The following is a 12,828-nucleotide window of genomic DNA, read 5'->3' on the forward strand; positions in this document are numbered from 1 at the left end:
ACAGCATTGTTACGCTTCCGGGTCCAGCCGCGAGACGGCGGCGTCGATCCTTTCGTCGCTGGCGGTCAGCGCCACCCGGATGTACCCGTTGCCGGCGTCGCCGTAGAAGACCCCGGGGCCAACGACGATTCCGCGGTCCGCGAGCCGGCCCACGGTGTCCCACGTCGCCTCGCCGGCGGTGGCCCACAGATAAAGGCCCGCCCTCGATTCATGGATTGTCAGGCCGAAACCTTCGAGCGCGGGCACGATCCGTTCCCGACGGCCCCGGTACAGGTCCTTCTGGGCCTGGACGTGGGCGTCGTCGCCGAGGGCCACGCGCATGGCTTCCTGGACCGGATTGGGCACAATCATCCCGGCGTGCTTGCGGCTGTTGACCAGGTTCGCCATGATCACCGGATCGCCGGCGACAAATGCCGCGCGGTAACCGGCCACGTTGGACTGTTTGCTCAGCGAATAGACGGCGAGCAGGCCATCGTGGGAGCCTTCTGCGACCTGCGGATCCAGGACGCTCGGGACCGGGGCGCCGCCACGCTGGAGGTCCCACTCCCCCCAGCCGAGTTCGGCGTAGCATTCATCGGACGCGACGACGGCGCCGAGCTCGCGGGCCTGCCGGACGATCCGCCGCAGCGACGCGATGTCCCGGACGCTGCCGGTGGGGTTGGCCGGTGAATTGACCCAGACCAGGCGCACGCGGGCCCGGGTGCCGGCGTCGAGCTCGTCAAGGTCGTCCGCGGCGACCTGCTCCGCACCGGCGAAGGTGGCCCCGATGTCATAGGTGGGGTACGCAACCGTGGGCCGGACGACGACGTCGCCCGGCTTCAGGCCGAGCAGGAACGGCAGCCACGCGACGAGTTCCTTGGAACCCACCGTTGGCATCACATTCTGCGGGTCGAGCCCGGGGACGCCGCGCCGGCGCGCAAACCAGCCGGCGATGGCTTCCCGCAGGGCCGGCGTCCCGTGCACCGTGGGATAGCCGGGGGCGTCCGCGGCGGCGCGCAGTGCGTCCTGGATGAGGGCCGGCGTCGCGTCCACCGGGGTTCCGATGGAAAGGTTGACGGCTCCTGCCGGGTGCCGGGCTGCCGTGGCGAGATACGGCGCCATGGCCTCCCACGGGTAATCGGGCAGGCTCAGGCCGAAGGTGCGCACCGCGGATGTCACCGTAGCGCCGTCCTAGTTCTCTTGGTTCTGCGGCGGCAGGGCGGCGATCATGGGGTGGTCGGTGTGGGTGTTCCCAACCTTCGCGGCGCCGCCCGGGGACCCGAGTTCGTCGAAGAACTCGACGTTGGCCTTGTAGTAGTCGGCCCATTCTTCGGGGGTGTCGTCCTCGTAGTAGATCGCCTCCACGGGGCAGACCGGCTCACAGGCACCGCAGTCCACGCACTCGTCGGGGTGGATGTACAGGGAACGCTCACCCTCGTAAATGCAATCGACGGGGCACTCCTCAATACATGCCTTGTCTTTGACATCTACACACGGCTGCGCGATTACGTACGTCACGTCCCTGGCCTCTCCACGTTGGTTCCGGCGACCGGCCGGATGATTTCCAGGCCCTGAGCCGGGCTGCTGACTTCTGAGCCTATTATCTCCCAGCCTGTTCCCGCGAACCTAGCCGGACGTCACACATGCTCCGCGTCTTACGATGATCTGATGAGCTCGCCTTTGCCCTTGCCCCAGCAGTTTCTCTCCGCCGCCCCGCTCGGCACCCGCGTTGTGGTCCGGTACAGGATCGACGGCGGCCTGACGGATGCCCTCGGCGAGCTCGTGGATCGCGCCGACGGCGTATGCACCGTCCGCACCCGCCGCTCCGACGTCGTCATTGCCCTCCCCCTTGTCGTGGCAGCCAAGGAAGTCCCGCCGCCCCCGCCGCGCCGCGCCCCGCGGATGCAGGAGCCCTGACGGGCGGTTCCGGGGTGGGCGCGTCGGTGGTTGCGCCGAGGGGACATGCCCTCCGCCCCACCTGACCACTGGACATGCCCTCCGCACCTGGCCAACCAATGGACATGCCCTCCCCTGTTGGCCAACCACGCACATGCCCAGCCTCACCCCCGGCCACCAATGGACATGCCCTCCCCTGCTGGCCAACCACGCACATGTCCAGCCCCACCTCCGGCCATCAATGGACATGCACTCCCCTTGCTGCTGGAGATGGACATTTCGGCGCCGTGCTCATCGCCGCCAGCCACCGCGGGACATGTCCAGCGGTAAACCAACAGAACAAGGGACATGCCCAGTGGTGCATCGAAAGAGCACGGGACATGCCCAGTGGTGCATCGAAAAGAGCGCGGGACAATTTCAGCGGTGGCTGGGCGCGGTGCAGGATCAGAGTGCAGGACCACAGTGCCGAACCGCATCGCAAGGGCACACGAAGCCGGACGTGGAGTCTGACTCTAGGCGGCGGCAGATAGCCTGTTCAGGGCTTCGCGGACCATGGCGATGAAATCCTCGGGGTGGTCCCTCAGCAGCGGGTACGTCACAACAAGAGTCGGGATTCCACGTCGCGTGGTGACGTTCCAACGCCGCCGGTCTTCCTCGAAGCTTGCCCTGTCCATGTGGAATCCCGCCCCGTCAGTCTCGATGCCGAGACGGCCGTCGACCATCAGGTCCAGGTGTCCCATCCCTGGAACATTGACCTGCGATTCAACATGGAAGCCGGCCTGCCGCAGCAGGAACCGGGCCAGGCACTCAATGAGCGACTGCGACTGCGGGACAATCGCCGACACGATCCGGCGCTCCCGGGTGTCGTTCCGGCCATCGAGCCGCTGACGCAATGAACCCAGCGGGAGTCCCTTCAGCACGACGGCGGATTCGGCGATGATCAGCCCGTGAGGTTCGGGTAGGCAGCGCAAGCATTGGATGACCGTGTCCAGGAGTGTCGGCGGCGCGGGCGCCCGGTGGCAGACGAAGCCCTGGTAGCTCCTGCTGTGGGTGAGGGCAACGTGCGGCTGGGCCGGGGCTTCAAGGACCCACAGCCCGCTGAAGTGTGCCGCGGTGATGCACGCCGGTTCCGCCGGAAGCGAGCGTATGGCGATCAGCTGCGCGTCTACACCGGGCAACGCATAGACGCCGCGGGCCACCCGGGACACGGCTCCCGAGTCCATCGCGGACTTGAGCTGAAAATCGGAGACCCCCGCGGCGGCAATGTATTTGGCGCGGGCGACGCCGTCGTAATTCGAGAGCACCTCGATGACGTTGGCCATTCACCCATGGTGGAGCCGCACTCTGCGCCCTGGAAGTCGGATCCCGCACTATGTGGAAAACTGCACCGGCCGGATGGGGGCGGTGCCGGACAGGTCCGACCATGAGGGGGGCATGTCCCGCGCACCAACCCGGGGCCGGACATAATGCCATTGTGCCCACTCGAGCGCCCGAAAAATGGGCATGTCCCGAGGGGAGCCGGGCAGGGCGGTCCGGTCCTGGCCCCTCGTCACCGGTCCTGGCCGGTCGGCCTCCTGTAGCGCCGGCACCAGGCCAGCATGGCCACGGTGATGCCTGCGATGCCGAAGACCCAGATATTGCCCGCGGCGTCGCCGATGACCAGGCGCTTGCCCGTTTCCAGGGTGGACCACCAGCCAATCAGCGCGTAGCAGAGGACTCCGCAAGCCGCCGTCGGGACGACAGAACGGAATGCCGCCCCCAGCCACAGCTGGACCGAGCCCAGCAGCACGAGCGCAGCGACGGCGCCCCACGGGACGTCCACTCCGCCCAGGACCAGATCGTGGCGATGCAGGGCGGTGCCGGCCAGGGCAACAAAAAGAGCTGCCGGCACGGCGGCGGCAATGCCGCCTGCCGTACCGGCAGCTCTCTCAATCACGTTGTGGCTAAAGCCCGGAGACCGGGATCAGACCTTGGCGCGGGCGCGGTTGGCCTTGGCACGCTCGTTGGTGTCCAGGATGACCTTGCGGATACGGATTGAATCCGGGGTAACCTCAACGCACTCGTCTTCGCGGGCGAATTCGAGGGACTCTTCAAGGGTCAGGTCGCGCGGGGGCGTCAGGTTCTCGAAGGTGTCCGAGGAAGCTGCACGCATGTTGGTGAGCTTCTTTTCCTTCGTGATGTTCACGTCCATGTCGTCGGCGCGGGAGTTCTCGCCCACGATCATGCCCTCGTACACCTCGGAGGTGGGCTTGACGAAGAAGGATCCGCGTTCCTGCAGGTTGATCATGGCGAACGGGGTCACAACACCGGCGCGGTCGGCGATCATCGAACCGTTGGTGCGGTATTCGATGGGGCCGGCCCACGGCTCGTAGCCTTCGGAGATGGAGGCGGCGATGCCGGCGCCGCGGGTGTCCGTGAGGAACTTGGTGCGGAACCCGATCAGGCCGCGGGCCGGAACGATGAACTCCATGCGGCACCAGCCGGTGCCGTGGTTGGCCATGTTGGTCATGCGGCCCTTGCGGGCTGCCATCAGCTGGGTGACGGCGCCGAGGTACTCTTCGGGCACGTCGATGGTCATGTGTTCCATCGGCTCGTGGACCTTGCCGTCGACGGTCTTGGTAACCACCTGCGGCTTGCCGACGGTCAGCTCAAAGCCTTCGCGGCGCATCTGCTCGACCAGGATGGCCAGTGCAAGCTCGCCACGGCCCTGGACTTCCCAGGCGTCGGGACGCTCGGTGGGGAGAACCTTGATGGAGACGTTACCGATCAGTTCCTTGTCGAGGCGGTCCTTGACCTGGCGGGCCGTGACCTTGGCGCCCTTGACCTTGCCGGCCAGCGGGGAGGTGTTGATACCGATGGTCATGGAGATGGCCGGGTCGTCAACAGTGATCAGCGGCAGCGGCTGCGGGTTCTCGGCGTCGGTCAGGGTCTCACCGATGGTGATCTCCTCGATGCCGGCGACGGCGACGATCTCGCCCGGGCCAGCGGACTCAGCCGGGACGCGGTCCAGTGCCTTGGTCGCGAGAAGTTCGGTGATCTTGACGTTCTTGAGCTCGCCATTGGCGCGTGCCCAGGCCACGGTCTGGCCCTTGCGCAGGGTGCCGTTGTAGATGCGCAGCAGCGCCAGGCGGCCCAGGAACGGTGAGGCGTCCAGGTTGGTGACGTGTGCCTGCAGGACACCGTTCGGGTTGTAGGTCGGGGCCGGGATGTGCTCGATGATGGCCCGGAAGAGCGGCTCGAGGTCTTCGTTTTCCGGGGCGCTGCCGTCGGCGGGCTGCTCGAGGGAGGCGCGGCCGACCTTGGCGGCGGCGTAAACAACCGGCACGTTCAGGATCTTGTCCAGGTCGAGGTCCGGAACTTCGTCGGCGAGGTCGGAGGCCAGGCCCAGGAGCAGGTCCATGGATTCGTGGACAACTTCTTCGATCCGCGCGTCGGGGCGGTCGGTCTTGTTGACCAGGAGGATCACCGGCAGGTGCGCGGCGAGGGCCTTACGCAGCACGAAGCGGGTCTGGGGCAGCGGGCCCTCAGAGGCATCGACGAGGAGGACGACGCCGTCGACCATGGACAGGCCGCGCTCCACCTCGCCACCGAAGTCGGCGTGGCCGGGGGTGTCGATGACGTTGATGGTGATGGTTTCGCCGTTGGAGGACGGTCCGTTGTAGGCCACCGTGGTGTTCTTGGCCAGGATGGTGATGCCCTTTTCGCGTTCCAGGTCACCGGAGTCCATGACGCGGTCTTCGAGGTGGTTGTGCTCGGCAAAGGAGTTGGTCTGCTTGAGCATGGCGTCGACCAGCGTGGTCTTGCCGTGGTCAACGTGGGCCACGATCGCGACGTTGCGCAGGTCACTGCGCGATGCAGTGGCTACCGCGGTGTTGGTGGTGGTTTCAGACATGCGTTATTGCTCGATTCAGTGGTGAAGTCAGCTGTGGTATCGCGACATTTCCAACCGGAACGCACGACAGATAAGTCCCTTTGGCACAGGGCACCTACTACCATTCTAAACGCTAGGTCATTTATTGGCCTAAAATGCGGATCGGTGACCAGCGTCCGCGCTGTCGCCAGAGCAGGACGGGCGCACGGAAATGGTCTATCACGTGTGAGTAAAGTCACTGGATTTTCCAGCGCCCATGCACCATCATTGCTCTGATAGCAGCAAGCAAGCCCGGAGACATTCATGCGAAACGCCTCGGCCCTGTCCCGCTTCGTCGCAATGATGATCGCCACCGGCGTGGTTCTTGGCGGCTGCGGACAGACCTCTTATTCACCTGCGCCCGACGCGGGCTCTTCCGAAGTGGGCTCTTCCGACGCTGGATCATCAGAGTTGGGAGCTGTGGGTACGCCACTGACCGGCAGCGGGGCCGGAGCGGCCGTTGGCGCCGGAGTCCCGGTCGCGGCCGGGTCCGCGGCGAAGACGCGCATCGGGTCCACCATCGACCCCGCCGCACTGCCGAGCGGCTCGACCTACCGCAATCCTGCCAACGGCCGCAACGAGATCATCGTCAAGGACACCAGCAATGTCGCCGTGCTGATTGGCGACTCGCAATCGGAACCTTCCTACGGCTGGCCCAGGCAGGGTCTGGCCGCTGCTGGGTACAAAGTCTTCTTCTGTGGCCGGGGCGGCACCGGTTTCGTGGCGTCCAACGGCAAGACCGGCAACTACATCGACGCGCTTCAGCGCGGCGACTGGAAACTCCCGTACGGCACTCCTCCCCTCGTGGTGATCGAAGGCGGCGGGAACGATGCCGCACGCGGCGCCTCCGATGCGCAGATCGTCTCCAACGCGGAACGGCTGATCGCCAGCATCCAGCAGCGTTACCCCGCTGCCCGGATACTCATGGTCGGCACACTCGGGCGCGGCGCCCACTACGGCGGAGGACGCCGGAGCGAGGTGGACGCGCTTTTGGGGCGGGTGGCGGACCATCACGGGCTGTCGTTCGTCAGCGCAGGCGACTGGCTCACCCGGTACAACCTGACGGGCTCGATGGCGGACCGGGTCCACCTGAACCGGCAGGGCCACGCGGCCCTGGGCGCCGTTTTCGGCCAGCGGCTGCAGTCCCTGGGGTTTGACTATGCCGACCCCGGCATGCTCGCCGGCTTATCCCACTAACGCAGGCTTGTCCCACCGGCGCAGGCACCGCCAGCGCCTGGCCACCGGCGCAGGCACTGCCAGCGCCGCGCCACCGGCGCAGGCACCGCCGGCGCACGGGCCACAGCACAACAAAGGAGCCGGTGTCCGCCCCGAAGGGAGGACACCGGCTCCTGTACTGCCAGCCGCTAAGCGCTGCTGGCGGCGGACTTCTTCAAGCCCTCAGGAAGCGGCCGCTCAGGCCACGTCCATTTCCGGCGGCAGCATGAGGCCGGCGCCGGGGATGGCGTTGAGCAGCGCCCGGGTGTAGTCCTGCTGCGGCGACTCGAAGACGTCGTCCGTCGAGCCTGTTTCCACCAGCTTGCCCTTCTCCATGACGCACACGCGGTCGGCGATCTGCCGGACCACCGCGAGGTCGTGGGTGATGAACAGGTAGGTCAGGCCGAGCCGGGACTGCAGTTCGGCGAGCAGGTTCAGCACCTGCGCCTGCACCAGCACATCCAGTGCCGAGACGGCCTCGTCGCAGATGATCACTTCGGGGTCCAGGGCCAGGGCACGGGCGATCGCGACCCGCTGGCGCTGGCCGCCGGAGAGCTCGTTGGGGTATCGCTGCATGGTGGACTGCGGCAGCGCCACCTGGTCCAGCAATTCCCGGACCTTCTTCTCGCGGCTGGCCTTGTCCCCGATCTTGTGGGTCCGCAGCGGTTCCTCGATGGTCCGGAAGATGTTGTACATCGGGTCCAGGGAACCGTACGGGTCCTGGAAGATCGGCTGTACCCGGCGCCTGAAGGCGAAGAGCTCTTTGCTGTTCAGCGTGGAGGTGTCCACGCCGTCGAAGATGATCTTGCCGGAGGTCGGCGTCAGGAGGTTCAGGACCATCTGCGCCACCGTGGACTTGCCGGAACCCGACTCCCCCACGATCGCCGTCGTGGTTCCCCGCTTGACGTTGAAGGAGATGTCGTCGACGGCGGTGAAGTCCGTGGACTTGCCCAGGCCCGAACGCAGCTTGAAGACCTTCCTGAGGTTCTGGATCTGCAGGACGTCGTCGGACTTGGCCGGCTCAACCACGCCGGTCTCGCTCGGGGCGAGCATGTCGTCGGTTTCCACGCCGAGTTCCTTGGCCGCCTGGATGCGCCGGGACGCCAGCGACGGCGCCGAGGCGACCAGCCGCTGGGTGTACGGGTGCTGCGGGTTCTGCAGCAGCTCCAGCGAGGGTCCGGATTCGACAACCTGGCCGCGGTACATGACCACCACCTGATCAGCACGCTCGGCGGCGAGGCCGAGGTCGTGCGTGATCAGCAGCACCGCGGTGCCCAGTTCCGTGGTCATCTTGTCCAGGTGATCGAGGATCTGGCGCTGCACGGTCACGTCGAGCGCCGAGGTCGGCTCGTCCGCGATGAGCAGGCGCGGCTGGCAGGCGAGCCCGATCGCGATCAGCGCGCGCTGGCGCATGCCGCCGGAGAACTCGTGGGGGTACTGCTTGGCGCGGCTTCCGGCGTCGGGCAGCCCGGCCTGGGAAAGGACCTTGGCGACGTCGTCGGGGCCGCTCGGGAGTCCGTTGGCCTTCAGCGTCTCGCGGACCTGGTCGCCGATCTTCCACACCGGGTTCAGGTTGGACATCGGGTCCTGCGGGACCATGCCGATGCTGTTGCCGCGCAGTTCGATCATCCGCTTTTCGCTGGCGTTGGAGATGTCCTCGCCATCGAACAGGATCTGGCCTGCCGCGACCCGCCCGTTGCCCGGGAGCAGGCCGATAGCAGCCAGCGCGGTGGTGGACTTGCCGGAGCCCGACTCGCCCACAATCGCGACGGTTTCGCCCGGCATGACGGTGAGGTGGGCGTTGCGGACGGCGTTGACCTCGCCGTTGCTGGTGGTGAACCCGATGGCCAGGTCCTTGATTTCAAGCAGCGGGCGCTCAGTGGCGTACTCAGCTTCCTGGAAGTCAACAGAGGCGCTCATGGTGTCCCCTTTCATCGCTTGCGGGCTTTGGGATCGAGGGCATCACGCAGGGCATCGCCCAGCATGATGAAGCTCAGGACGGTGATGGACAGCGCGATGGCCGGGTAGATCAGTGGCATCGGGTTGGACCGGAGGGAGGCCTTCGCCGCGTCGATGTCATTGCCCCAGGACATGACGCTGGCCGGCAGCCCGATGCCGAGGAAGGACAGCGTGGACTCGGCCACGATGAACGTTCCCAGGGAGATGGTGGCCACGACGATGATCGGGGCCAGCGAGTTCGGCAGGACGTGGCGCATGAGGGCGCCGAACTTCGAGACGCCCAGCGAGCGGGCGGCCGTGACGAAGTCGGCGTTCCGGACCTCAACGACGGCGCCGCGGGTGATGCGGGCAATCTGCGGCCAGCCGAAGATGATCAGGATGAGCACCAGCGTCCACACGGTCTTGTTAGCCCGGAACATCGGCAGCTGCATCAGCACGATCGCGCCCAGGATCAGGGGAAGGGCGAAGAAGATGTCATTGATGCGGGCCAGGACCGAGTCGATCCAGCCGCCGTAATAGCCGGCGACGGCACCCATGATGCCACCGATCAGCAGCACGCCGATGGTGGTCAACAGGCCCACGGTCACCGAGGACCGCGTACCGAAGATAACGCGGGCGTAGACGTCGCAGCCCAACTGGGTGAAGCCCAGCGGGTGGCCCGCGGCGGGGCCGGCGTCGGAGTTGGCCAGCTGACAGGCCTCCGAGGTCGGGTCGATCGGCGAGAAGAGCCCCGGGAAGAGCGACACCGCCACGACCACCAGGATCAGGAACACGGAGATGATGAAGAGCGGCTGCTTGCGCAGGTTCTTCCAGGCCTCACCCCACAGGCTTAGCGGTGCGGCTTCGTCCTTGACCCGGTCCGTTACCTGGAGCGGAGTCTCGGAGACATCGGCCACGAAGTGCACGGTCCGGCGGGCCGGGCGGCGCGAATCGGCGTGCCGTGCGGTGGTGGTGGTGTTATCAGGAGTCATAACGGATCCTCGGGTCAAGCCAGCCGTAAAGCAGGTCAACGAGCAGGTTGGAGAGGCAGTAGATCAGCACCAGGACGGTGACGATCGAGACCACCGTGGGCCCTTCGCCGGACAACACGGCCCGGTAGAGCCGGTTGCCTACGCCCGGAACGTTGAAGATTCCTTCCGTGACGATTGCCCCGCCCATCAAGGCACCGAGGTCGGCGCCCAGGAAGGTAATGACGGGAATCAGGGAGTTGCGCAGGATGTGGACGCGGACCACCTGGAACCGGGAGAGGCCCTTGGCGGTGGCGGTGCGCACATAGTCGGCGTTCATGTTTTCGATGACGGACGTGCGGGTCAGGCGCAGGACATAGGCAAACGATCCCAGTCCCAGCACGATCGCCGGCAGGATGAGGTCCGGGATGGTCGCCGCGGAGCTGACGGTCGGTTTGGCCCAGCCGAGCTGGACTCCGATGGTGAACTGCAGCAGGAAGCCGAGGACGAAGATCGGGATGCCGATTACGATCAGCGAAAAGATCAGGACCGTGGCGTCAAAGAGCTTGCCCTTGCGCAGGCCGGCGATGAGGCCGAAGATGATGCCGAAAAAGGCCTCGAAGATCAGCGCCATGATGGCCAGCCGCGCCGTGACGGGGAAGACCTCGCCGAGCACGGCGGCGATGGGGCGTCCGGAGAAGTCCTGGCCGAGGTCGAACGTGAAGATGCTCTTGAGGTAAAGCAGGTATTGCATCCAGAACGGCTGGTCAAGGTGGTACTGCATGCGCAGCTTGGCTGCGACCGCCTCGTTCACCGGCTTGTCGCCGAACAGGGCCACGATGGGGTCACCGGGCAGGCTGAAGACCAGGAAATAGACCAGCAGTGTTGCGCCCAGGAAGACGGGAATCAGTTGCAGGAAACGCTTGAGGATGTATGTCGACATCAGCGAGTCACACCCTCGTTGGCAGGCATCCTGTCCAGGGATGCGGCGGAGTTGTTCATCAAAGAACCTTTTCACTATGGATGCAGGCCGGCGCCGGTTTGCTCACGGCGGCAGGGCTGCGAAAAGTTCGCCCGAAAGAGCCGGGCATCAAGAAAATAAATGGAGGGGAAACACGACGACGGCGGAGGCCCCAGTATGGGCGGCCCCCGCCGTCGTTTTGTTGTTACTTACCGGTTACGTTGTAGTACAGCGGGACGCCGTCCCAGCCGTAGTCGACGTTGGTGACCTTGTCGCTCCAGCCGCCCTGGGCAACCTGGTACCACAGGGGGATGGCCGGCAGGTCCGTCAGGAGGATCTCCTGGGCCTTGTTCATGGCCTTGTTGCCGTCGCTGACCGACGCGGCGTTCAGGCCGTCGGAGATGGCCTTGTCGAACGTCGGGTTGGCGTAGCTGGCGTCGTTGGAGCCGGCACCGGTCTTGTAGATCGGGCCGAGGAAGTTGTACAGCGACGGGTAGTCTGCCTGCCAGCCGGCACGGATGGAGCCGGTGAGGGTCTTGGCGGTGGCGTCGTTGCGGGCTTCCTTGAAGGTGGCGTACGGCTTGCCTTCAACCTTGATGCCGAGCGTGTTCTTGAGCTGGTTGACTACTGCCTCAACCCAGGCCTTGTGTCCGCCCTTGTCGGCGTTGTAGGCAATGGTGAACGTCTTGTTCGCGTCCCACTTCTGGATGGCGTCAGCCTTGGCCCAGGCTTCCTTGGCCTTGTCGGCGTTGAAAGTCAGGTTCTCGGCTCCGGCGATCGAGTCGCTGTAGCCGTCAAGCACGGGTGCCGTGAAGTCCTTGGCGGGCTGGCGTGCACCGTTGAAGATCACCTTGGTGATCTCTTCGCGGTTGATCGCCATGGAGATCGCCTGGCGGCGGAGCTTGCCGGCGTCGCCGCTCCATTCCGGCAGGTATTCCGGGATGGCGATGGTCTGGTTGCCGGCGTACGGCTTGTTGATGGTGCGGTCGCCGAGGTCAGACTTGAAGTTCTTCAGCGCGCTGGTCGGGATGGTCTGCAGGATGTCCAGGTTGTTGGACATCAGGTCCTGGTACGCCGAGTCGTCGTTCTGGTAGATCTTGAACGTCACGCCGGCGTTCTTGGCCTTGCGCGGGCCGTTGTAGTCCGGGTTCGGAACGAGCTGGATCTGCACGTTGTGCTGCCAGCCGCCGTCCGCGAGCTTGTACGGGCCGTTGCCGACCGGCTTCTCGCCGAAGCCCTTCGGGTCCTTCAGGGCACCGGAGGGAACCGGAACAAACGCGGTGTAGCCAAGGCGAAGCGGCCAGTCAGATTCCGGCTGCTTCAGTTCGACGGTGAACGTCTGGTCGTCAACGACCTTCAGGCCGGACATGGTCTCAACCGTGGAGCCCTCTGCGCTGGCTTCGTCGTAGCCCTTGATGCTTTCGAAGAAGCCACCGCTGAGCTGGGCGTTCTTGGCTGCGGCGCCGAAGTTCCAGGAATCGACGAAGGACTTGGCCGTGATGGCCTCGCCGTTCGTGAACTTCTGGTCCTTCTTGACCTTGATGGTGAAGTGCTGGCCGTCCTTGCCCTCGATGGACTCGGCGAGTTCGTTGACCGGCTTGCCGCTGGGGTCGTAGCTGACCAGACCCGCGAAGATCATGTCGATGACCTTGCCACCGCCGACTTCGTTGGTGTCGGCGGGCATGAGGGGACGCTGGGGTTCGGAGCCGTCGGCGAGGATCACTTTGCTGGTGTCGCCGCCGGTACTGCCGCTACCGGTTGCGGAGCCGCTGGCACCGCATCCGGTCAGGGCGAGGGCGGCGATAGCCACCATGCCCAGTGCTTTGGAAGTGCGCGAAAAACGCATTCCGCCTCCTATGAGTTGTGGGAGTTCGTGAGGGAAAAACTTATGCTTCCCCGTAAGCAGGCACAGGGGTATCCCCTGTGACGTGGCCTACATATGGAAGTAGCCTAGCCCTAAA

11 protein-coding genes are annotated in these 12,828 nt (G+C 65.6%); 2 read left to right on the forward strand and 9 right to left on the reverse strand.

The features are described from left to right. Window positions 1–9 precede the first annotated feature (9 nt). Both dapC and fdxA read right to left on the reverse strand, forming a co-directional pair. On the reverse strand, window positions 10–1,158 hold the full coding sequence (dapC, locus tag AC1DNG_RS15550) for a succinyldiaminopimelate transaminase (RefSeq protein WP_476887715.1): 1,149 nt from the start codon (window positions 1,156–1,158) through the stop codon (window positions 10–12). A 12-nt stretch (window positions 1,159–1,170) separates the two neighbouring features. After that, window positions 1,171–1,497 carry a ferredoxin gene (fdxA, locus tag AC1DNG_RS15555; protein ID WP_028275689.1) on the reverse strand — a complete coding sequence of 109 codons (327 nt, stop codon included), beginning with the start codon at window positions 1,495–1,497 and terminating at the stop codon, window positions 1,171–1,173. A gap of 150 nt (window positions 1,498–1,647) precedes the next feature. On the opposite strand from fdxA, the gene AC1DNG_RS15560 reads away from it, so the two are divergent. Next, window positions 1,648–1,896, forward strand: a complete 249-nt coding sequence (locus AC1DNG_RS15560) for a putative acetyltransferase (protein ID WP_476858928.1) — start codon at window positions 1,648–1,650, stop codon at window positions 1,894–1,896. Window positions 1,897–2,387: 491 nt separating this feature from the next. Here AC1DNG_RS15560 and AC1DNG_RS15565 read toward each other — a convergent pair whose 3' ends face one another. From AC1DNG_RS15565 to typA, 3 genes are all read right to left on the reverse strand, one after another. Next, window positions 2,388–3,197 (reverse strand): type IV toxin-antitoxin system AbiEi family antitoxin domain-containing protein, encoded by an 810-nt coding sequence (locus tag AC1DNG_RS15565; protein WP_476887716.1) that lies wholly within the window; start codon window positions 3,195–3,197, stop codon window positions 2,388–2,390. 227 nt (window positions 3,198–3,424) lie between these two features. Further along, window positions 3,425–3,811 (reverse strand): hypothetical protein, encoded by a 387-nt coding sequence (locus AC1DNG_RS15570; RefSeq protein WP_476887717.1) that lies wholly within the window; start codon window positions 3,809–3,811, stop codon window positions 3,425–3,427. 27 nt (window positions 3,812–3,838) lie between these two features. Further along, window positions 3,839–5,767 (reverse strand): translational GTPase TypA, encoded by a 1,929-nt coding sequence (typA, locus tag AC1DNG_RS15575; protein ID WP_079550304.1) that lies wholly within the window; start codon window positions 5,765–5,767, stop codon window positions 3,839–3,841. A gap of 282 nt (window positions 5,768–6,049) precedes the next feature. Here typA and AC1DNG_RS15580 point away from each other — a divergent pair, with 282 nt between their 5' ends. Continuing rightward, complete coding sequence (locus AC1DNG_RS15580; RefSeq protein ID WP_476873781.1) at window positions 6,050–6,982, forward strand: SGNH/GDSL hydrolase family protein; 933 nt, start codon at window positions 6,050–6,052, stop codon at window positions 6,980–6,982. Window positions 6,983–7,198: 216 nt separating this feature from the next. Here the strand turns inward: AC1DNG_RS15580 and AC1DNG_RS15585 are convergent, their stop codons facing one another. The 4 genes from AC1DNG_RS15585 to AC1DNG_RS15600 form a co-directional block, all read right to left on the reverse strand. Continuing rightward, the gene (locus AC1DNG_RS15585; protein ID WP_223913888.1) at window positions 7,199–8,920 is read right to left on the reverse strand and encodes an ABC transporter ATP-binding protein; all 1,722 of its coding nucleotides are present in this window, start codon (window positions 8,918–8,920) and stop codon (window positions 7,199–7,201) included. Between the two features lie 11 nt (window positions 8,921–8,931). Continuing rightward, the gene (locus AC1DNG_RS15590; protein ID WP_230007110.1) at window positions 8,932–9,930 is read right to left on the reverse strand and encodes an ABC transporter permease; all 999 of its coding nucleotides are present in this window, start codon (window positions 9,928–9,930) and stop codon (window positions 8,932–8,934) included. Continuing rightward, on the reverse strand, window positions 9,920–10,849 hold the full coding sequence (locus AC1DNG_RS15595; RefSeq protein ID WP_230007109.1) for an ABC transporter permease: 930 nt from the start codon (window positions 10,847–10,849) through the stop codon (window positions 9,920–9,922). Before AC1DNG_RS15595 ends, AC1DNG_RS15590 begins: the two co-directional genes overlap by 11 nt. 223 nt (window positions 10,850–11,072) lie before the next feature. Beyond that, complete coding sequence (locus tag AC1DNG_RS15600; protein ID WP_230007108.1) at window positions 11,073–12,713, reverse strand: peptide ABC transporter substrate-binding protein; 1,641 nt, start codon at window positions 12,711–12,713, stop codon at window positions 11,073–11,075. Between the last annotated feature and the right edge of the window lie 115 nt (window positions 12,714–12,828).

It is taken from the genome of Arthrobacter sp. 01T425 (genome assembly GCF_056398725.1).